Annotated in this window: 20 protein-coding genes; 11 read left to right on the top strand and 9 right to left on the bottom strand. The window is 67.7% G+C overall.

Features of this window, described 5'->3' with window-relative positions; genetic code table 11:
• Positions 1 to 50: 50 nt before the first annotated feature.
• Entirely contained in the window at positions 51 to 614 is a 564-nt protein-coding gene (locus tag WAX14_RS13155; RefSeq protein ID WP_422628505.1) for an NADPH-dependent FMN reductase, read from the bottom strand.
• Positions 615 to 673: 59 nt separating this feature from the next.
• On the opposite strand from WAX14_RS13155, the gene WAX14_RS13150 reads away from it, so the two are divergent.
• Positions 674 to 1,339: a TetR/AcrR family transcriptional regulator gene (locus WAX14_RS13150; RefSeq protein WP_422628504.1), complete on the top strand. Its 666-nt coding sequence runs from the start codon at positions 674 to 676 to the stop codon at positions 1,337 to 1,339.
• 4 nt (positions 1,340 to 1,343) lie between these two features.
• A complete protein-coding gene (locus tag WAX14_RS13145; protein WP_422628503.1) occupies positions 1,344 to 2,153 on the top strand; it encodes an META domain-containing protein in 810 nt (269 codons plus the stop codon).
• Here the strand turns inward: WAX14_RS13145 and WAX14_RS13140 are convergent.
• On the bottom strand, positions 2,147 to 2,695 hold the full coding sequence (locus WAX14_RS13140) for a nucleosidase (protein WP_422628502.1): 549 nt from the start codon (positions 2,693 to 2,695) through the stop codon (positions 2,147 to 2,149). The genes WAX14_RS13145 and WAX14_RS13140 overlap by 7 nt on opposite strands.
• Positions 2,696 to 2,804: 109 nt before the next feature.
• Between WAX14_RS13140 and nadE the strand changes: the two genes are divergently transcribed.
• Complete coding sequence (gene nadE / locus WAX14_RS13135) at positions 2,805 to 3,644, top strand: ammonia-dependent NAD(+) synthetase (RefSeq protein ID WP_422628501.1); 840 nt, start codon at positions 2,805 to 2,807, stop codon at positions 3,642 to 3,644.
• 60 nt (positions 3,645 to 3,704) lie between these two features.
• Here nadE and WAX14_RS13130 read toward each other — a convergent pair whose 3' ends face one another.
• Together WAX14_RS13130 and moaA are read right to left on the bottom strand one after the other, a co-directional pair.
• Complete coding sequence (locus WAX14_RS13130; RefSeq protein WP_422628500.1) at positions 3,705 to 4,007, bottom strand: MoaD/ThiS family protein; 303 nt, start codon at positions 4,005 to 4,007, stop codon at positions 3,705 to 3,707.
• The gene (gene moaA, locus WAX14_RS13125; protein WP_422628499.1) at positions 4,000 to 5,058 is read right to left on the bottom strand and encodes a GTP 3',8-cyclase MoaA; all 1,059 of its coding nucleotides are present in this window, start codon (positions 5,056 to 5,058) and stop codon (positions 4,000 to 4,002) included. The genes WAX14_RS13130 and moaA overlap by 8 nt, the downstream gene beginning before the upstream one ends.
• A 123-nt stretch (positions 5,059 to 5,181) precedes the next feature.
• On the opposite strand from moaA, the gene glp reads away from it, so the two are divergent.
• The 4 genes from glp (at position 5,182) to WAX14_RS13105 (ending at position 9,425) form a co-directional block, all read left to right on the top strand.
• Positions 5,182 to 6,372: a gephyrin-like molybdotransferase Glp gene (gene glp / locus WAX14_RS13120; protein ID WP_422628498.1), complete on the top strand. Its 1,191-nt coding sequence runs from the start codon at positions 5,182 to 5,184 to the stop codon at positions 6,370 to 6,372.
• Positions 6,369 to 7,343: a bifunctional molybdenum cofactor biosynthesis protein MoaC/MoaB gene (gene moaCB / locus WAX14_RS13115; RefSeq protein WP_422628497.1), complete on the top strand. Its 975-nt coding sequence runs from the start codon at positions 6,369 to 6,371 to the stop codon at positions 7,341 to 7,343. Before glp ends, moaCB begins: the two co-directional genes overlap by 4 nt.
• Positions 7,336 to 7,749 carry a molybdenum cofactor biosynthesis protein MoaE gene (locus tag WAX14_RS13110; RefSeq protein WP_422628496.1) on the top strand — a complete coding sequence of 138 codons (414 nt, stop codon included), beginning with the start codon at positions 7,336 to 7,338 and terminating at the stop codon, positions 7,747 to 7,749. Before moaCB ends, WAX14_RS13110 begins: the two co-directional genes overlap by 8 nt.
• A 257-nt stretch (positions 7,750 to 8,006) precedes the next feature.
• Complete coding sequence (locus WAX14_RS13105) at positions 8,007 to 9,425, top strand: DEAD/DEAH box helicase (RefSeq protein WP_422628495.1); 1,419 nt, start codon at positions 8,007 to 8,009, stop codon at positions 9,423 to 9,425.
• Positions 9,426 to 9,445: 20 nt separating this feature from the next.
• Here the strand turns inward: WAX14_RS13105 and WAX14_RS13100 are convergent, their stop codons facing one another.
• Positions 9,446 to 10,456 carry a CobW family GTP-binding protein gene (locus tag WAX14_RS13100; RefSeq protein ID WP_422628494.1) on the bottom strand — a complete coding sequence of 337 codons (1,011 nt, stop codon included), beginning with the start codon at positions 10,454 to 10,456 and terminating at the stop codon, positions 9,446 to 9,448.
• 194 nt (positions 10,457 to 10,650) lie between these two features.
• On the opposite strand from WAX14_RS13100, the gene WAX14_RS13095 reads away from it, so the two are divergent.
• Entirely contained in the window at positions 10,651 to 11,712 is a 1,062-nt protein-coding gene (locus WAX14_RS13095; protein WP_422628493.1) for an iron-siderophore ABC transporter substrate-binding protein, read from the top strand.
• Positions 11,713 to 11,769: 57 nt separating this feature from the next.
• On the opposite strand, the gene WAX14_RS13090 is transcribed toward WAX14_RS13095, so the two are convergent.
• A complete protein-coding gene (locus WAX14_RS13090) occupies positions 11,770 to 12,405 on the bottom strand; it encodes an MBL fold metallo-hydrolase (RefSeq protein WP_422628492.1) in 636 nt (211 codons plus the stop codon).
• Positions 12,402 to 13,487 (bottom strand): S-(hydroxymethyl)mycothiol dehydrogenase, encoded by a 1,086-nt coding sequence (locus tag WAX14_RS13085; RefSeq protein WP_422628491.1) that lies wholly within the window; start codon positions 13,485 to 13,487, stop codon positions 12,402 to 12,404. The genes WAX14_RS13090 and WAX14_RS13085 overlap by 4 nt, the downstream gene beginning before the upstream one ends.
• Before the next feature lie 229 nt (positions 13,488 to 13,716).
• On the opposite strand from WAX14_RS13085, the gene WAX14_RS13080 reads away from it, so the two are divergent.
• Entirely contained in the window at positions 13,717 to 14,031 is a 315-nt protein-coding gene (locus tag WAX14_RS13080) for a WhiB family transcriptional regulator (RefSeq protein ID WP_422628490.1), read from the top strand.
• A 65-nt stretch (positions 14,032 to 14,096) separates the two neighbouring features.
• Here the strand turns inward: WAX14_RS13080 and WAX14_RS13075 are convergent, their stop codons facing one another.
• Complete coding sequence (locus WAX14_RS13075) at positions 14,097 to 15,374, bottom strand: LuxR C-terminal-related transcriptional regulator (protein WP_422628489.1); 1,278 nt, start codon at positions 15,372 to 15,374, stop codon at positions 14,097 to 14,099.
• A 20-nt stretch (positions 15,375 to 15,394) separates the two neighbouring features.
• Between WAX14_RS13075 and WAX14_RS13070 the strand changes: the two genes are divergently transcribed.
• Positions 15,395 to 15,559: a hypothetical protein gene (locus WAX14_RS13070; RefSeq protein WP_422628488.1), complete on the top strand. Its 165-nt coding sequence runs from the start codon at positions 15,395 to 15,397 to the stop codon at positions 15,557 to 15,559.
• Positions 15,560 to 15,591: 32 nt separating this feature from the next.
• On the top strand, positions 15,592 to 16,416 hold the full coding sequence (locus tag WAX14_RS13065) for an ArsR/SmtB family transcription factor (protein WP_422628487.1): 825 nt from the start codon (positions 15,592 to 15,594) through the stop codon (positions 16,414 to 16,416).
• 271 nt (positions 16,417 to 16,687) lie between these two features.
• Here WAX14_RS13065 and WAX14_RS13060 read toward each other — a convergent pair whose 3' ends face one another.
• Positions 16,688 to 18,085, bottom strand: coding sequence for an aldehyde dehydrogenase family protein (locus tag WAX14_RS13060; protein ID WP_422628506.1), 1,398 nt, complete (start codon positions 18,083 to 18,085; stop codon positions 16,688 to 16,690).
• Positions 18,086 to 19,114 lie beyond the last annotated feature (1,029 nt).

The following is a 19,114-nucleotide window of genomic DNA, read 5'->3' as shown; positions in this document are numbered from 1 at the left end:
ATGCGGGGGCCGGTGCGATGCGGGGGCCGGTGCAGCAATCGGTACGAGCCTCAGGCGTCGACGAGTGCCTTCTCCGCGGCGAGGAGGTTGACGAGGACCTCCGCGAGCTGGCCTGCGGTCTCGGCGTGCTCCTTCGGGTGCGCCTCACCGAACTTTCCGATCGTCCCTCCGACGGACAGTGATCCGCCCTCGACGATCTTGCCGCCGGCGACGCCCACGGCCTTGACGGTGTCCTCGAGCGCCCACTTGGCGGCATTGGCGCTCGGGGAGGCGCTGACGATCGCGACGGGCTTGCCGGAGATGGCGCCCGCTCCGTACGGGCGGGACAGCCAGTCGATGGCGTTCTTCAGTACGGCCGGGATGGTGCCGTTGTATTCGGGGGTGAACAGCAGCACGGCGTCGGCCTCGGCGCCGGCGTCGCGCAGTGCGACCGCGGCGGCCGGTGCGGCGTCGCCGTCGATGTCCTCGTTGTAGAACGGAATCTCGGCCAGGCCTTCGTAGATGACGACGTCGGCGCCTTCGGGGGCGAGTTCCGCGGCTGCTTCGGCGAGTTGCCGGTTCACGGAGGCCGAGCGGAGGCTTCCGACGAGGGCGAGAATGCGAGTCTGCGACATGGGGTCATCCTTCGATGAGAACGAGGTGGGCTGGTTACCTACGACAGCATAAACGGACCATGGTCCACTTTTGTTCCGGCCGGTACTGTGACGTCGTGAACACCATCCCCCTGCCCCGGGCGGACGACGCACACACCGCCGAACGATGCGACGCCGCCCGCAACCGGCGACTACTCCTGGACGCCGCAGCACTCCTGGTCGAGGAGCGTGGCGTCGACGCGGTCACGATGGACGCGGTGGCGGCCCGGGCAGGCGTCGGCAAAGGCACGGTATTCCGCCGATTCGGCTCCCGCGGCGGGCTCGTGCAGGCACTCCTCGACCACACCGAACGCGAATTCCAGCAAGCATTCCTGACCGGGCCACCACCACTCGGCCCCGGCGCCGACCCGATCGACCGCCTGATCGCCTTCGGCCGTGCCCGCATCGCCCTCGTCGAAGTCCAAGGTGAACTACTGCGCGCGGCGGAAGCGTCGAGCGCCAACCGATTCGACGTTCCCGCCCGCGCGGTCACCCATGTGCACATCGAGTCACTGCTGCGAGCCGCCGGAGCCGGCGGCGACCTCCCGCTGCTCGCCCAGTCCCTGACCGCGGCACTCGAAGCCACCCTCGTGCTGCACCAGTGGCGCAACCTCGGCTACCCGCTGGACCGCCTCGCCGACAACTGGTCCGACCTGGCGCGTCGCATCGCAAGACCATCCGAATCGGACGCAGCCACCGTACTGTGACCGCATGATCCGCACCTTCGGAGTTCTTGCCGCACTCGCCCTCACCGTCGTCGCGACCGCATGCGGCAGCGACGAGGGCGCCGATGCCACGACCACGGCGGCGGACCCGGCGGCCCTGACCGGCCGCACCTTCGTCTCCACCGATGTCACCGGCACCCCGATCCCCGGCGGCGGCCCCCTCGTCGTCGAGTTCCCCGAACCGAACCGGATCGCGGCGACCGCCGGCTGCAACCGGGCAACCGGCACCGTCGATCTGACCGGCGGCATCGTGCGTACCGAACAACTCGCGAGCACGATGATGGCCTGCCCGCCGCCGCAGGACGGCGCCGACGCGTGGCTGACCGCGCTGTTCGAGGCCGATCCGCGCTGGACCGTCGACGGCGACGCGCTCACCCTCACCGGCGATGCGGTGACCGTCTCGCTGTCCGACAAGAAGGTCGTCGACCCGGACCGGCCTCTCACCGGCACCGAATGGGTCGCGACCACGCTCTACACCCCGGAGGCGACCATGACGTCGCTGGCGCTCGAGACCTCGGCGCCCACCCTGACCGTCGCCGAGGACGGATCGGTCAGCGGCAGCACCGGCTGCAACCGGTTCACCGGCAGCGCGCAGATCGGCGACGGCACCCTGACGTTCGCGCCGCTGGCAACGACGATGATGGCGTGCACCGACCCCGAGGTGGCCGAGATCGAAAGCCACATTCTCGCGGTGCTGAACGGTGAAACCACCTATGCGATCGACGCTTCGACGCTGCGGATCACCGCCCCGAACGGCGTGGACGGTCTCGGATTCACCGCCCGGCAGGGTCAATAGCGGTCGGTCAGCCAGGTCGCCAGGACACGGGCACTCTCGTCGACCTGCGCGGGCCAGTCCAGCGCCGACTCGTCCGCGTGATCACTGACATGTTTGACGAGTCGGCACGCCGCTCCCAGCCGGGCGGCCGCGAACGCGATCGCGAATCCTTCCATGTCGACGAGGTCGGCGCGGGCCGCGAGCGCATCGCGCACCTCGGCGTCGGAGACGAACGCGTCGCCGGTGGCCAGTACCGTGCCGTCACCGTCCGGCACCGCCAGCACATCCCGCACGGGATGACCGAGGCTGCGCAGGATCTCACTGCTGATGTCGTGGTTGATCGCCGTCGACGGCACGAACAGACCACCGTGGTGCGAATGCAGCGCACCGGCAGTACCGATGTTGACGACCAGCGGTCTCGCACCGGCCGGATACGCGGCCAGCGACTCGGTGACCGCGACCGCCGCGGCGACCTTCCCGATACCGGTGATCACCGTCTCGTAGCGTTCCGGCACGTGCGCGGCCTCACCCTTGGTGGCGGCGACGACAAGAATCCCGTTCACGTGCGATCTCCCAGGTCGAAGGTCGCGGGCGCCGCCTGATGCAGCGCCCGTAGCCGGAACCGTATCCTGCGGCGCGCGGCACCGAAACGACACGGCTAGGGTTTCCGAGATGACGACCCTTCGCGCTCAGATCATCGACGAGCTCGGCGTCAAGCCGACGATCGACCCGCAGGCCGAGATCCGGTTGCGGGTGGACTTCCTCAAGGACTACCTGCGCAGCACGCTCGCCAAAGGTTTCGTCCTCGGCATCAGCGGCGGCCAGGACAGCACCCTGGCCGGCCGGTTGACGCAACTCGCCGTCGACGAGTTGCGGGCCGAGCACTACGACGTCGAATTCGTCGCGGTGCGGTTGCCGTACGGCGAGCAGGCCGACGAGCACGACGCGCAGATCGCGCTCGGCTTCATCCGCCCGGACCGGTCGCTGCGGATCAACGTCAAACCCGGCGCGGACGCGAGCGCCGCGGAAGCAGGCGAGGCGATGGCGGCGATCTTCGGTGACGGCACCCGGCTGCGCGACTTCGTGCGCGGCAACATCAAGGCCCGCGAACGGATGCTGCTGCAGTACGCGATCGCGGGGGAACTCGGCTACCTGGTGGTCGGAACCGACCACGCCGCCGAAGCAGTCACCGGGTTCTTCACCAAGTTCGGTGACGGCGGCGTCGATCTGACCCCCCTGACGGGCCTGACGAAGCGGCAGGGCGCGGCGCTGCTACGCGAACTCGGCGCGCCCGAGAGCACGTGGACGAAGGTGCCCACCGCCGACCTCGAGGAGGACCGTCCGGCACTGCCCGACGAGGAGGCACTCGGGATGACATACACCGAGATCGACGACTACCTCGAAGGAAAACCGGTCACCGAGGAACTGGCCGCCACACTGGAACAGGTGTTCCTCCGCACCCGGCACAAGCGTGCGGTGCCGGTCACGCCGCTCGACACCTGGTGGCGCTGACGGCCGTCGATGATGCCGGGCCGCGGGTCCGACCGGACGATTGGTCCGACCGGACGATTCCTACCCGCCGGCGAACGGCGGCAGCACGTCCACCCGGTCGCCCGCATGCCGGGTGAGGTCGCGCGTGAGTTCGGCGTCGGAACCCGATCCGACGAGAAACGCCGCCACCGTCAGCACCCGCTCCATATCCGGACCGTGCCGCTCGATCAACGCAGCCTTCACCGCACCCAAATCCGCCTGCGCGGCCAGTTCGACGGATTCCTTCTCGCGACCCGCCGCGTCGACCGCTGCCGCGAAATAGCGGACCTCGATCCGACGAACCCCGACCCCGGTCACCTGATCACCCACCGATTGATCACCCACCGATAGCTCCCATGCTGCGTTGCGGCGGCGCGAAATCCGCCGCGTCGATACCGTGCCCAGCCCATTTGTTCCACATCGCGCCACGCCACAGCGCGGCTAGTTCCTCGTCGCTCGCGCCGCCGCGCAGAGCAGCGCGCAGATCGGTTTCGGTGTCGCTGAACAGGCAGGACCGCACGGTGCCCTCGGAAGTGAGGCGGGTGCGGTCGCAGTCCGAGCAGAACGATCGTGTCACCGATGCGATGACACCGACCGTCGCGGGCCCACCGTCGACGAGCCACCGCTCCGCAGGCGCCGACGGATCTTCCCGGCCGGCCTCGGCAAGATCGAACCGTTGACCGAGTACGTCGAGCAGGCGTTGCGCGGTGACCATGTTCTCCCGTGCCCACGCGCGATCCGCATCGAGCGGCATCTCTTCGATGAACCGCAGTTCGACGTTCTCGTCGAGGCACCATTGCAGCAGGTCGCCTGCACCGGGGAGCGTGTCGAGCATGAGCACCGCATTGACCTTGACCCGCGTGAATCCGGTGGTGTTCGCGGCCCGGATCCCGGCAAGCACCGAATCGAGGCGGTCGCGTCGGGTGAGCCGGGCGAAATGTTCCCGATCGACGGTGTCGAGGGAAATGTTGACGCGGGTCAGGCCCGCCTCGGCCAACCCGGCGGCCCGATGCGCGAGACCGACCGCGTTGGTGGTCACCGCGAGCGGTGTTCCCGGCGCGACCGCGGCACATCCGGCGACGATCTCTTCCAGATCGCGGCGCATGAGCGGTTCACCGCCGGTGAAGCGGACCTCTTCGATGCCGAGCAGGTGTACGCCGATCCCGACGAGCCGAACGATCTCGGTGGCGGTGAGGAGATTTTCCTGCGGAATCGCAGGCAGTCCCTCCTCCGGCATGCAATACGTGCAGCGCAGCGAACATTTTTCGGTGATCGACACACGCAGGTCGCGGGCCACCCGCCCGAACCGGTCCACCAGTTCGGGCGTGGCAGGCCGATCGGACACGTCGTCCGTGGCCACCCGCACGGACGGAATGCCCACATCGATCGCCGTCATCGGAGCACCAACACCATGACGCCAGTATGCCGTTCCCGGACAGTTCCCGGTGCAGGACATCCGCCACACCCGGTCGCCGTGTGGTGTCGATATCGCCGAACCGGTATGCCTAGGATTGCGGGCATGACAGGCGGCAGGCGGTCCGTGGAGGAACAGGTCGAGCACGTCGCGGCGCTACTGGCGTCGCTCCGTACCAGAACGACGGTGAAGGTTCCGTTGGCCCGGGCACTGAACCGGGTGCTCGCCGAACCGATCGACGCGCCCGTCGACCTGCCTGCCTTCCGCAACTCGCAGATGGACGGCTACGCCGTCGATGCCGCCGCAGTGGCGACCGTACCGGTGACCCTGCCGGTGCGCGGCGTGCTCGCAGCAGGCGACGGCGATTCCGTCCACGAGGCGGGCACGGCCCGCAAGATCATGACCGGTGCCCCGATCCCCGTCGGCGCGGACGCGGTCGTTCCCGTCGAGGACACCACCGACGGAGACGCCGACTCGGTGACCGTGCACCGGTCCGTCGCAGCAGGCACCTATGTGCGGGAACGCGGCAGCGACATCACCGCCGGTTCGGTGCTGCTGCCCGCCGGGCAACTCATTGCGGCACGCCATATCGCGGCGCTCGCGGCCGTCGGCCTGACCGAGATTCCTGTGCGCACCCTGCCGCGGGTCGCGGTGATCTCCACCGGCAGTGAACTGGTATTCGGCGGTGTCGACCTCGAACCCGGCAAGATCTTCAACTCCAACGGGCCCGCGCTGGCAGCCAGCGCGCTCGCCAACGGCGCGGACGTGGTGTCCGTCGATCACAGCAACGACGACCCGGACGAATTCGCCGCGAAGATCGCACACGCCGCAGCGGTCGCCGAAGTGGTGATCACCTCCGGTGGTGTCTCCAAGGGCGATTTCGAGGTCGTCAAGGATGTGCTCGGTCCGCGCGGCGGCGAGTTCGTATCGGTGGGGATGCAACCCGGCGGTCCGCAGGGAACCGCGGTCGTCGACGGGGTGCCCGTGCTGGCGTTCCCCGGCAACCCGGTCAGCGCACTCGTCTCCTTCGAGGTGTTCGCGCGGCCCCTGTTGCGTGCCGCCGCGGGACTGCCCGCGATCGACCCCGTGATGCTCTCGCTCACCGCTGACCTGACCTCGGTGGCCGGCAAACGCCAATTCTTCCGCGGTCGCCGCGACGGTGACGGCGTGCGTCTCGTATCCGGACCCGGTTCGCACCTCATCGCCGGGATGTCGGGCGCCGACGTCCTCGTCGACGTCGCTGCGGACACCACCTTCCTCCGCGTCGGAGATTCCGTGAAAGTACTTCCACTATGAGCGATCTGAGCCACCTCGACGATCAAGGCCGAGCCCGCATGGTCGACGTCTCCGCCAAGGCCGACACCACCAGGGCCGCGGTCGCGGCCGGTGAACTGGTCACCACCGCCGAGGTGGTCGCCTTGGTGCGGGCCGACGACATGCCCAAGGCCGACGTCCTCGCGACCGCGCGCATCGCGGGGATCGCCGCCGCCAAACGCACCTGGGAACTCATCCCCCTGTGTCACCAGTTGGCGTTGTCGTCGGTGACGGTGTCGTTCGGATTCACCGACACGTCGATCACCGTGGAAGCGACCGCGAAAACGAAGGGGCCGACCGGCGTCGAGATGGAAGCGTTGACGGCGGTGGCCGTCGCCGGACTGACCCTCCACGACATGGTCAAGGCCGTCGACCCGGGCGCCGTGATGAACGGGGTCCGGCTGGTCTCCAAGGACGGCGGCAAGCGCGGCCATTGGACGCGCGACGAGCCTGCCCGGCCCGACACCGCGACCGCACCGGACCGATCCGCGGTGGTGCTGGTGTCGTCGACCGGTGTCGCGGCCGGAACCCGCGAAGACACCACCGGCCCGGCCATCGCACGGTGGCTGACCGACCACGGTTTCACGGTGCGCGGCCCGCTCGTCTATCCGGACGCGCGGATCGCCGAAGGTCTGGCCGACGCGCTCACCGGTGCGCCCGCACTCATCTTGAGCACCGGCGGCACCGGCGCCTCCCCGACCGACGCGACCCCCGAAGCGACACTGGCCGTGCTCGATCGGGAACTGCCGGGCATCGCCGAGTCGATTCGGCGCCGCGGTCTCGACGTCACCCCGCACGCGGTCCTGTCACGTGGAGTCGCCGGCCTGGTCGGTCGCAGCGTGGTCGTGAACCTGCCCGGATCTGCGGGCGGGGTGCGGGACGGACTGGCCGCGCTCGACCCGATCGTCGATCATCTTCTCGCGCAAGTTTCGGGAGGCGGAGCTCATGAGTGAACTGCTGGCACAGATTTCGTCGGAACCACTGGACCAAGCGGCGGTCGACGCGGCGGTAGCCGGCCCCGAGCACGGCGCCGTCGTACTGTTCACCGGCGTCGTCCGCGACCACGACGGCGGGCAGTCCGTCACCGCCCTCGAATATCAGGCGCACCCGGATGCGGAAGCGTTCCTGCGCACGTGCTGCGAGCAGGTCGCCGCCGAATCGGGTCTCCCGGTCGCCGCGGTGCACCGAGTGGGACACCTCACCATCGGTGACCTCGCGCTGGTCGCGGCGGTCGCCGCGCCGCACCGGGCGGAAGCGTTCGCGACCTGCGCGGAACTGGTCGAACGCATCAAACGGGAGGTGCCGATCTGGAAGCGGCAGGCGTTCACCGACGGCGCCTCGGAGTGGGTCGGGTTGTGACCTCGACGGCATCCCGCCGGTGACCTCGACGGCGTCCCGCCGGTGACCTCGGCCACCTCGGCGCAGCGTCACCGATCCATGCGGTAGGCTTGCCCGGTTCGAGTGTCACGACGACACTCACCGTCGTGGGATACCGGCGGCCCGGGATCGTGCCCGGCCCGCACGCGTGCAGCATCGGCCTTCCTCGCGGCGATCCACCGCACCACCGGATTTCCGGTCGCGTGCACACACGCCGCAGCGAAAGGCAGCGCCGTACCTTGACCACATCCTTTTCCGATCTCGGTGTCCCCCGGACTCTTGTCGCCGCCCTGCAGGACAACGGCATCACCTCGCCGTTCCCGATCCAGGTCGACACCCTCCCCGACACCCTCGCCGGTCGTGACGTGCTCGGCCGCGGACGGACCGGCAGCGGCAAGACTCTCGCGTTCTCGATTCCGTTGACCGCCCGTCTGGCCGGGGGTTCGACGCGCGCGGCGGGTCGTCCGCGCGGTCTGGTGCTGGCTCCGACCCGTGAGTTGGCCACCCAGATCGCTGCTGCGATCGAACCGCTCGCGCACACCACAGGTTTGCGAGTCACAACGATTTTCGGTGGCGTGTCACAGAACCGGCAGGTCGAGGCGCTGCGCCGTGGCGTCGATATCGTCATCGCCTGCCCAGGCCGCCTCGAGGATCTGATGCGCCAGGGTTTCGTCACACTCGATGCCGTCGAGGTCACGGTGCTCGACGAGGCCGACCACATGGCCGATCTGGGGTTCCTGCCCGGCGTCACCCGCATTCTCACGGCGACTCCGCGCGGCGGACAGCGGCTGCTGTTCTCCGCGACCCTCGACAACGGTGTCGACAAGCTCGTCAAACGATTCCTGAACGATCCGGTGCTGCATTCGGTCGACGAGGCGCATTCGCCGGTCGCCGCCATGACCCACCACGTGTTCGATGTCGACGGCGTCGACTCCAAGAAGGCGCTGGTGCGGACGCTCGCGTCGGGCAGCGGACGCCGGATCCTGTTCATGCGCACCAAGCATCAGGCCCGCAAGCTGGCCCGTCAGCTCACCGAATCGGGTATCCCGGCCGTCGATCTGCACGGCAACCTGTCGCAGAACGCCCGCGACCGGAATCTCGCGGCGTTCGCGTCCGGTGAAGCGCGCGTGCTGGTCGCGACGGACGTCGCGGCGCGCGGTGTCCACGTCGACGACGTCGAACTGGTCGTGCACGTCGATCCGCCCGCCGAGCACAAGGCCTACCTGCACCGGTCCGGTCGTACTGCGCGCGCCGGCAGCACCGGTGACGTCGTGACGGTGGTGCTTCCGGATCAGCGCAAGGATCTTCAAGTCATCATGCGCAAGGCCGCGATCACCGTGTCGCCGATCCGCGTGACCGCGGACTCCGAGCACGTCCTCGAGCTCGTCGGTGAGATCGCTCCGCACGTACCGCCGGCCCCGAAGGCATCGGCCGCGCCGTCGCGGCCGCAGCGGACCGGTGGCGGCCAGGGCCGTCGCGGAGGTCCGCGTCAGGGCGACAGTTCCCGGCAGGGCGCGGGTTCCCGACAGGGTTCCGGTTCTCGACAGGGTGCCGGCTCCCGGCAGGGCGGGTCGGGTCAACCCCGGTCCGGTCAGGGTGGTTCCAGCCAGGGCGCCGCGGGCCGCCGTCGCCCGCAGCGCAATTCTGCTGCACGATAGTTCTTTTCGCTGACGGTCGGTCAGCGCGCCGTGAACCGGTGGACGGCGTACATCGCGTCCGCCGACACCGGTTCCGTCGGAACACATTCCGCCAGTCGTCGGCGCACCGAGTCGGCGTCGAGGTCGGCGCCGATCACGACGAGTTCGGTGGTCGCGGGGGCGTCACCGCGCCGGGTCTGCTCGAACCGGATGTGGTCGCCGACGGTGTGCACCAGATAGGCGCGGCTGCGCAGACCCGCGGTCACGTGCACATATCCCTTGATGCGGTACACCCCGGCGGGTTGCGCCTCGAGGAATTCGACGAACAGCCGCGGATGCAGCGGCTTTTCGGACGTGAACGCGATGGCGTCGTAGCCGTCGTGCAGATGCCCGTGGTCGCAGTCGTAGAGCAGCCGGTCCAGAGTCAACTGCTCCCCCGACTGCGGTTCGGGCCGGTCCGGGATGTCGAACAGCAGTCCGGGGTCCATTCGGGCGTGTTCGGTGGAGACGACCGCCGCGCGCCGGTTCAGCGCGCACAGTCGCCCGAGCAGCTCGTCGTGAGCGTCCGCATCGATGCGATCGGCCTTGTTGAGCAGCAACAGATCCGCGAGCGCGACGTGCTGCTCCAGCTCCGGGTGGCGGACGCAGGCGTCGTCGAACTCGGCGGCATCGACGACGAGGACCAGTCCCCCGTAGGTGATGTGCTCGTTCGCCGATCCGGTGACGAGCCGAATCATGTTGCGCGGTTCGGCCAGACCACTCGCCTCGACGACGATGACGTCGAGATCCGAGGAGCGGTGGGCGAGCTTGTCGAGCATCGCATCCATGTCGCTGACGTCGACGGCGCAGCACAGGCATCCGTTGCTGAGCGAGACTGTCGAGTCGACCTGCCCGGCGACCAGCATCGAGTCGATGTTGACGGATCCGAAGTCGTTGACGATCACCCCGATCCGTGCGCCACGGGTATTACGAAGCAGGTGGTTGAGCAGAGTCGTCTTACCTGCGCCGAGGAAGCCCGCGACGACGACAACCGGAATCCGCCTCTTCTGCATACCGATTCAGGCCTTCCCCGCAGCGACGGGCACAGCGACTGCTGCCGATCCGTGCGCGGGACCGGACGCCATCGGGATATCGTCCATCCGGGCATCATACGTGGGCCGGTCAGCACACCCGCCTCTCCAATGGTTAGGCTATCCTTCTGACCTATTTCCGCATCGGACCGATCGTCCGATCATCGAGGAGGCCCATGAGATTCCCCGGAAGACACCGGCGTGCCGCAGGGGTGGCTGCAGCGGTGATAGCGGCTGCGCTCACCGGTGCCTGCAGTTCGAGCACGGACACGGACACCGCCGAGACCACGACGGCGGGGGCTGCAGACGCCTCCGCGTTCCCTGTGACGATCGCCTCGACCCTGGGATCGGCGACGATGACCGAGGTCCCGCAGCGTGTGGTCACCCTCGGATGGGGCAGCGAGTCCGCGGCGCTGGCGCTCGGAGTTGTTCCCGTCGGCATGCAGGACATGACGTCGGACACCGGTTCCGACGACGGCGTCCTGCCCTGGGCACGCGCCCGCCTCGAGGAACTCGACCCCGACGCCGAACCGGTATTATTCCCTGCCTCGAGCAAAGAGATTCCGTTCGAGCAGATCGCGGCGCTGGAACCCGATGTCATCCTGGCGGTGCACTCAGGCCTGAGTCAGGAGCAGTTCGACACGCTGTCGGCGATCGCACCGACCGTCGCCTACCCGGAGCGCCGGTGGGCGACGAGCTGGGAGGACCAGATCACGACCGTCGGACAGGCACTCGGCCGAACCGCGCAGGCCGGCGAACTGGTCACCGAGACACGTGAACTGCTGGCCGACACCGCGGCCGAGCACCCGGAGTTCGCCGGCAGGACCGTGGCGTTCGGCAGCGCCACCGAAACCGGATCGTACAATTTCTACTTCGACACCGATCCGCGGCTGAAGATGCTGTCTGCGCTGGGCTTCACCATCGACCCGCTGGCCGTGGGCCTGCGCGAGAGCAGCGATCAGACGAAGTTCGCGGCCCCGGTGAGCATGGAGCTGCTACCGGGCTACGACCCCGATGTGCTGCTCGCGTGGTACCTCACGCCGCAACTCCAGGAAGAGGTGCAGGAAAGTTCCCTCTTCGCCGGTCTGCGGGCCGTACGCGACGGCTCCTACGTGGCGCTGACCGAGCCTCCGGTGGTGTTCGCCTCCAGCTCACCCGACGTGCTGAGCATGCCGTGGCTGCTCGACACCCTTGTGCCGATGCTGTCGGACGCGGCGAACAGCGCCGCAGGCGACTGACGGGTCGTGCGCGTTTTCGACAGCGGGTGCTACTGAAAACGCGCACGGGTGCCGGGATCAGCTACCGCGCTTGATCCACTCCTCGAGATGCGGGGATTCGGTGCCGAGGGTGGTGCCGTCACCGTGACCGGTGTGCACGGTCGTCTCGGCGGGCAGCGAAAACAGTTTGTCGCGGATCGAACCGATGATCGTCGGGAAGTCCGAGAACGAGCGGCCCGTCGCACCGGGACCACCCGAGAACAGTGTGTCCCCGGTGAACAGTTCCCCGGCTTCCGGCAGGTACAGGCACGTCGATCCGGGTGAATGCCCCGGAGTCGCGATCGCCTGGATCTCGGTGCCGGCCACCGTGATCCGCTGCCCGTCCTCGATCGTGCCATGCGCGACACCGAGATGGGTCATCTCCCACAGCATGTTGTCGGCCGGGTTGAGCAGGATCGGTGCGTCCAGCTTCTCGGACAGTTCCGGGGCGACGGTGATGTGGTCGTTGTGCGCGTGCGTGCACACGATCGCGACGACCTTCCGCCCACCGACGGCGTCGATGATCGGTTGCGCGGTGTGCGCGGCGTCGATCACCACGACCTCGTCGTCGTTGCCGACAAGCCAAATGTTGTTGTCGACCTCCCACTCGCCGCCGTCGAGCGCGAACGTTCCGCGGGTGACGACACGGTCGACGCGGATCGGCGACACACTCACAGGACCACCACCGAACGCAGCACCTCACCACGGTGCATGGTCGCGAACGCTTTCTCGACGTCGTCGATGCCGATACGTTCGGTGACGAACTTCTCGAGCGGTAATCTGCCCTGCTGGTACAGGTCGACATAGGTCGGGAAGTCCCGCTCGGGCAGGCAGTCGCCATACCACGACGACTTGAGCGAACCACCGCGGGAGAAGAAGTCGATCAGCGGCATCTCGAGGGTCATGTCGGGGGTGGGCACGCCGACGAGGACGACGGTGCCGGCCAGGTCGCGGGCATAGAACGCCTGCTTCCAGGTTTCGGGGCGGCCGACCGCGTCGATGACGACGTCCGCGCCGAATCCGCCGGTCAGTTCCTGGATCGCCTCGACGGCGTCGACGTCGGCGCTGTTGACGGTGTGGGTGGCACCGAGGTCGGTGGCCCACTCGAGCTTCTTGCCGTCCCGGTCGACGGCGATGATCGTGCCGGCACCGGCCAAGCGAGCACCCATGATCGCGGCGTCACCGACGCCGCCGCAGCCGATGACTGCCACCGAATCGCCACGCGAGACGCCGCCGGTGTTCACGGCGGCACCCAGCCCCGCCATCACACCACAGCCGAGCAGTCCCACGACTGCGGGATCGGCGGTCGGATCGACCTTGGTGCACTGGCCGGCGTGGACGAGCGTCTTGTCGGCGAACGCGCCGATACCCAGGGCCGGGGACAGTTCGGTGCCGTCGTCCAAGGTCATCTTCTGCGTCGCATTGAACGTGTCGAAGCAGTATTGCGGCTGCCCTCGCTTACAGGCGCGACACTGGCCGCACACCGCGCGCCAGTTCAGGACGACGAAGTCGCCGACCGCGACGGAATCGACGCCCTCGCCGACCGATTCGACGACGCCGGCGGCCTCGTGTCCGAGCAGGAACGGGAACTCGTCGTTGATCCCACCCTCCCGGTAGTGCAGATCGGTGTGGCACACGCCGCACGCGGCGACCGCGACGACGACCTCACCCGGACCCGGATCCGGAATCACGATGGGCACGACCTCGACGGGCGCACCCTTCGCACGGGCAACGACGCCCCGAACTGTCTGCGGCATGGCGGTGTCTCCTTCTGCTGTGCCCATCTGTTGTGGATGGGTAGCGGTATGGCGATATGTGCACACCGTATCCGCGCCCGCACGACCTCGTACCTGATCGAACGGACTGATCTACCTATCCGAAAGCACAATCGCTCTTTGTCCAGCCAAATACTTAAGTTGCGTTGTGCACGGTCCTAAGTTCGGCTAACGTCGAATGCACCTACCCGGCCCGCCCCCGAGGAGCGCAATGTCGATCGTCAACACCGTGGCCCTCCCCCTGCCTCACACCGCCGTGTGGGAATGGCAACTCGACGCGGCATGCCGTGGGTTCGAGTCGGCGGCGTTCTTCCATCCGGACGGCGAGCGCGGCCACGCACGCGAGCAGCGCGAACTGCACGCCAAACTCGTCTGCGCCGGATGCCCCGTCCTCGAAGTCTGCCGCGACCACGCCCTGTCGGTCGGCGAACCCTACGGCGTCTGGGGTGGATTGTCCGAAAGCGAACGCCGAGCCCGCACCAGCGCCGCGAGCCGTGCACGCCGCTGGGCAACCTTGCGCCACTGAACCTGTGCGCCGACCGAACCTGTGCGCCGACCGAACCTGTGCGCCGACCGACGGCCTACTGTCGGCTACGGCGCGGCCTTGATCCCCGCTTCCGCACCGACCGCCGCTGCCTCACCCCGCGTGCCCGCGCCGAGTTTCCGCATCACGCTCGCCACGTGGAACTTGACAGTCGATTCGCTCACGCCGAGCCGTTGAGCTATCGCCTTGTTCCGCCGGCCGGCCACCAGATGTTCGAGCACCTCGATCTCGCGAGGTCCGAGTTCGGCGAGGGCATCGAGCGCCGGACTGTCGAGCGTCGGCGCCGACATGTCCAGCGGCAGTCGCGCCGCAACCCGGCAACCCCAACCGGGCGTCGACTCGGATTCGAGGCTGCCACCGAGGGTTTCGACCCGATCACGGAGTTGGCGTCCCAACTCGGCCGCGTCGACGTCACCCGCGCCGTCGTCGCGGATGTCGATGTGCAGGTTCGCGGCGTCACAGTGCCATGCCACGCGGATCCGCGTCGTTCCCGGTTGTTCCGCGAGGGCAAGCACCGCGCCCCGTGCGACGGCCCGCGCCGCGTGAGCCACTTCGCCGGGCATTCCGCGACCGGCAGCGGACGGTTCGGCCATCTCCAGCGTCAATGCCCGGTGACGGACCAAGCCGCGCAGTTCGCCGTGCATCCGCGCGAACGCCGTGGTCACCGCCTCCTCCGCGAAGTCTCGGTGCCGGTCCACCGCCGATCGCAAGCCGATCAGCGCGCTCGTCGCCGTCTCCCGCGCGGTCGTCCGGGCACGAGTGTCGTCGAGGTCCCCCGACCGGAGCGTCGCGAGAATCGTCTCGAGTGTCACCGCGTGCGCCTCGGTCAGTTCGGCGACCGTGCGGGCTCGTTCGGTGGACGCCGCACGCGACTCGGCCAAATATGCCGGGCTCGCTCCCTGCACCTGAAGTTGTATTCCGGTCGCGACGACGGTGAACAACGCCTGAACCAGCTCGAATCGTTGTGCCGTCGGCCACGATCGGTGCGGCACCAGGACCAGCAGTGTGTCGGTGCGGTCGAGGATCGCGCACACCTCGCGGCTGCGCCCGCCGATCACGGCGGGACCACGTCGAATCTGCCCTGCGGCGAGTTCGCTTCGGACACGGTCTAGTTCGGCGATCGTGACCCGATCCACGACGGCCGAGTCCCCCGCGACCTTCCGCGGCCGGCCCGTGCATTCGCGAGTGAAGACGACGAGTGCATCGTGCGGGACGAGGTCGGTGAGCAGCGTCGAGAAGCGCTGGCCGATGTCCGTCAGCGGACCGACGAGCACATCCCGTAGCGCGATGATCAGTCGGCCGGATTCGGGGTTCGTTGCGCTCACCCGACCACGATATCGGGACGGTGCCTCCGACTCGATTCGCGGATCCGTGCCGCCTGCGGTCGGTGCGGGCGGGCGCCGAGCAACTCGTCGACGATGCTCGGGACGAGACCGGGGTCCGGCTGCGGACACGGATCCTCGATCGGCTCTCGAACGTCACCGAACGTCTGTGCAACACCCGGCATTGACATATGCAGCCTATTGACTGCATATTGGAGTGGTGGATGAGGACACCGTGTTCAGGGCCCTCGCGGACCCAACCAGGCGGCGCCTACTCGACTCGCTGCGCGCACGTCCCGGACAGACCCTGGGCGAACTGTGCGACGGTCTCGACATACGCCGTCAGTCCGTGAGCAAGCACCTGGAACTGCTCGAGGACGCGAACCTGGTGGCCACGATCCGGGACGGACGCCGCAAGTTGCACTATCTGAATCCCGTTCCGGTCCACGAGATCCGTAAACGCTGGATCTCGAAGTTCGACGAACCCCAGGTGCTCGCCCTGGACGCGATCACCCGACGCGCAGAGGAGATTGCCATGACCCCGACCACCGCGCACACCGTTCCCGACTACGTTTACACCACCTATATTCGGGCCACCCCCGAGGAGGTGTGGCACGCACTCACCGACCCCGACCTCACCGCCCGGTATTGGGGGCACGCCCAGGTCTCCGAATGGACACCCGGCAGCAGAATCGAGCATGTCCGCACCGACGGCTCGGGCATCGCGGACTGCGCGGGCCGGGTGATCGAGGCCGATCCACCCCGGCGACTGGTATTCGGATTCGACGATGCGTCGCTGGCCGACGATCCGGACTTCGAGCCGAGTGTCGTGACCTTCGAGATCGATGCACATCAGGACATCGTCAAGCTGACCGTACTGCACCGGAAGCTGCGGAACGCGGACGATCGGAACTCGATCGGCCAGGGCTGGCCGGCCGTGCTCGCCAATCTCAAGACGCTACTGGAGACGGGCGAGGTCCTCCCCCAGGCACCCTGGGAGTTCCACGCGGACGACCGTGCCGCGCGCATGGCGCCGAACGCATAAGACGCCTTCTCGGCGAGCGCGACCGTGCTGCCGAGATGTCACCGCCGGCCACGGTGACCGAAGATCGCCGGCACAGGATGAGCCTGCTCGGCCATCCGCAGCGCGTCCCGGATCGGCACCGTGCGGTGCCGATCCGAAGGCCACGCCGCCGCATGCGTTCCTTCTCGTCGGGCACGTGACCGTCGGCCTGTTCCGCACCGGCGACTGCGCAACGATCGATTCGGAAGTTCCGAAACACGCTGCCGTGCACTACTGTTCAGATTTTCACACCTCAGTGTCCGATGTACACCGACTTGGTGTTGAAGTACGATTCGATGCCCTTCTTGCCTCGTTCCCCACCCCAGCCCGACTGCTTGTGGCCGCAGATCGGCATAGACGGGTCCGCTGCGAGCGCGGAATTCACCCAGACCTGGCCGGCGCGCAACTCGTTCACCACGCGATGTGCGCGGCCGAGATTCTCCGTCCAGATCGAACCGGCGAGGCCGTAATGCGTGTCGTTCGCGGCGGCGATCACCTCGTCCTCGTCGTCGAACGGGATCACCGAGCCCACCGGACCGAAGATCTCCTCGCGGATGAGCCGCATATCGGGGGTCGTGCCGGTGACGATCGTCGCCTCGTAGAAGTAGCCGCGACGATCCAAGATCTTGCCTCCGGTCACCACCTCGGCGCCCGCGGCGACGCCGTCGTCCACGATGCCCTGCACCCGCGTGCGCTGCTTCTCGCTGATCAGCGGCCCGAGAACGGAATTCGGGTCGTCACTGCCGCCCATCGGCAACATCTGGGCGAACGCGGCCAGTCCCTCGACGACCCGGTCGTAGATGCCGCGCTGCACATAGATGCGCGAGGTGCACGAGCAGTTCTGGCCCGAACCAGCGAGCAGCCCCATGCCCGCTCCCATGATCGCCTTGTCCAGATTCGCGTCGTCGAACATGATCAGTGGGGACTTGCCACCGAGTTCGAGGGTGAGGCGCTTGAGGTTGCCCGCGGCCGCCTTGACGATCAGCCTGCCCACCTCGGTCGATCCGGTGAACGCGATCTTGTCCACATCCGGGTGGGCGGCCAATGCCGCTCCGGTGGTCTCGCCGTAGCCGGTGACGACGTTCAGCACACCGTCCGGCAGTCCGGCCTCACGGAAGATGCCTTCGAGTTTCAGCGCGCTGAGCGGCGTTTCCTCGGCGGGCTTGAGAACCGCGCTGCAACCGGCGGCCAGCGCAGGCGCGACCTTCAGCATCGCGATGAAGAACGGTCCGTTCCAGGGGATGATCAGGCCGACCACACCGACCGGTTCGAGTTGGGTGAAGGTGTGATAGTTCTCGAACGTGCCGAGCAGGCCGTCGGAGACGAGGTTGCTCGACTCGCCGTGGATCTTGCCGACCCAGCCTGCGTAGTACACCAGCATTTCCTGCGAGACCTTGATGATGTGTCGTGCCGCCGTCGCGTTCATCCCGTTGTCGCGGGCCTCGATCTCGGCGAGTTCGTCGGTGCGAGCCTTGATGATCTCGGCCGCGCGGAACAGAACTTCCGCGCGGTGCGCTGCGGGCAGCTTGCGCCAGACACCCGATTCGAAGGTGTCCCGGGCCCGTGCCACCGCCGCGTCGACGGCTTTCCGGTCGGAATCGACGATTTCGCCGATCTGCTCCTCGGTGGACGGATCGAAGACCGGAATCATCGCTCCGCTCGGGCTCTCGATCGCCGGCTCTACCTCGACGGGGCTGCTCACAGTTCGAAGTTCCTCTCACCGATTCGACGCCGCACCCACAGCGGCGGATTAGGAAATTGCCCACTCCTGGAACGAGAATATAACTCTCATAGGAACAAATAGGCGCTCTCTTCGATAACAAGGACGAGACCCGCACAAGATCACCGTTGTCCGCCCGGCCTACCCGATACGGATCAGGGCTGACGCGAGAGTGCCAGGGCGCCTTCGTCGACCGACACCTGCAGTGGAGGCACGACCCCGAGGACGGGCAGACCTCCCCTGACCGACCATCGCCTGGTCGAGGTCGCGACGACGGCCCGGAGCGCACAACGCGAAGGGCCGGCAGTCAGCAAAGCCGTTGCCTTCCGATGGGCCGTCAGCATCTCCATGATCGGCCGCTGACTGGGATTGACCGATCGGCCTGGACTACTCGACCAACGGAAGGACCGCACTATGTTGAGCAACAACAGCATTCGCAAGGATCGGCAGACCGGTCGCTGAGCGCGCGCGAAAGCCCAGGTCAGAAATATACTCTGACCTGGGCTTCCTGTTGTGGAGCTAAGGGGACTCGAACCCCTGCCCCCCACACTGCCAGTGCTGGGGAGATTGTGGAACGCCGTAGCACTGAGTCCAATATGTGCTGGTCAGAGCAGTGTCGTGTCTAGGTTGCGCGTCGCTGTACGGGCTTGTTTCTGCGCCGCTTGGCCCACTGTTGGCCCACTATCGGGGTTTGGGAACACCAGCTGAGACGGTCACACAGCCTGCCGACACGGCCGCGCCGTGACCTTCGTTCAGCGCCGCATCGAGTACGTGATGGTCTTGTGCTCCCAGCCGTCATCCCACGAGAAGTGGACTGTTTTCCCGACCCCCTCGTGAGGTTTCCCCCTGAAAGTGGACATCGATTTGGCGGGACACCGGTCCCGCTGGAAGGATGCCACCATGCCCCCTCGTAAACGCCGGTCGTTCACCGCCGAGTACAAAGTCGAGGCTGCCCACCGC

This window comes from Rhodococcus sp. (in: high G+C Gram-positive bacteria) (assembly GCF_049299235.1).
Lineage (GTDB): Bacteria > Actinomycetota > Actinomycetes > Mycobacteriales > Mycobacteriaceae > Rhodococcus.
This window is presented reverse-complemented; position numbering and strand designations above follow the sequence as displayed.